This window comes from Streptomyces sp. NRRL F-2664 (genome assembly GCF_000719345.1).
GTDB lineage: Bacteria > Actinomycetota > Actinomycetes > Streptomycetales > Streptomycetaceae > Streptomyces.
On record NZ_JOFX01000207.1, the window covers coordinates 1 to 1,356 of the forward strand.

General features: G+C 72.6%; 1 pseudogene. It reads left to right on the plus strand.

Annotated features, from left to right (window positions below):
• Positions 1-1,150: 1,150 nt before the first annotated feature.
• Positions 1,151-1,356, plus strand: a pseudogene (locus IF89_RS0135370) (LLM class flavin-dependent oxidoreductase); the annotation flags it as partial.

Sequence of the window (1,356 nt, forward strand, 5' to 3'; positions counted from 1 at the left end):
GAGGGCCGGTTGCGCACAGCCTCAATGAAGTAGGAGTCGAGCTCCGGGTCAGGACCAGACGTCCCCCGATCCTCCGTCGCCGTCTTGCACCGCCATTAGATCAGGACCGGGTGAAGAAGGTGGGCCTCCAGCGTCTTGATCTGGCTTCCAGGACCCGGCGCCGGTCCCCTGCCTCTGCCCGGGGGCGGATCCGCCGCCCGCGGTCCGCGCCATCAGCGCGGCGAGTGCCGTCGGACTGCTCAAGCGGGCTTCCAACGACGGTCTGCCCGCCCCGCCCGCTACGGCCCGCACGTCCTCGACCTGCTGGCCGGCCCCACCCATGCAGTCGGCGCTCCTGCACGGATCGATTCCGCACCTGCGCCCCGTCGACGTCGCCGCCCCGCCCGTGCAGCTCCCCCTCGGCCGCGTCCAGCAGCGGCCCGTCCACGCCTGCGCTGGCGACGGTCCTGCCCTGCTGTGCGGGCAGCCGACCAAGGACGAGATCGAAGAGTCCTCCTCCGCACCCGCGAGGGCAGTTCCCCGGGCGAGCCGGCCAGGTTCCCCTCACGCACGGAGAATACGCAGCCGCCTCTTGCTCGAGGACAACCTGCTCCTGGCCCCCCTGGACGAGCCGATCCACACCGAGCAGCGGGCCGCCCCGGCCCACGCCGTCGCCAGCTCGCCGCAGAGCACCGGCCCGCCGGCCTCGTGCTCACCCTCGGCCCGGGAGTCGGCAACGGCGGCCGCGGTCTCGGTGGTCCTGCGCGCCGTGCGCGCGCTGGTGCGCCGACAGGCCGACACCACAACGGCGAACGCCGCATGCGACAGTGACACCCTGCCCGCCACAGGTCAGCGGGCAGTTCAGACCCCCTTCCAGCCGGGCTCTCCTGGTGCTCAGGGCGGAGGCATGCCACGCAGCTCCTCGGCAGTGGGCCGACTGCCTGTTGGGAGAGCGGGACCCTGACTGAGTATCAGGTCTTCATGCTAGCTGCTTCGTAGGGGGTGACAGGCTGTCCAGTGCCGGATCCGGGTTGGGGCCCTGCGGGGCCGTCGGCCGGTCGCGCTGCGCGCTCCTCTCTCAACAGTGTGCATCCACCCCGAAGGGCCGTGTCCCAGCCCCGCCACACCCCATCCAGCCCGCTACAGAACGTCACACCAGCCTGACCAGCCGCTGTGCGTACGGTCGGCCGCGCGTTCGGTGGCGGAGCTGCGGGAGGAGGGCGTCTACCGGGTCCTCGCCCCGGACGAGGCGGTCGCGTACGGCCGGGCCGCCGACGGGGCGGGGAACCTGGTGCTGCACCCGCTGTGCGGCGGGATGCCGCTGGACGAGGGCTGGCGGAGCCTGCACCTGCTGTGCGAACAGGTACTGCCCCGGCT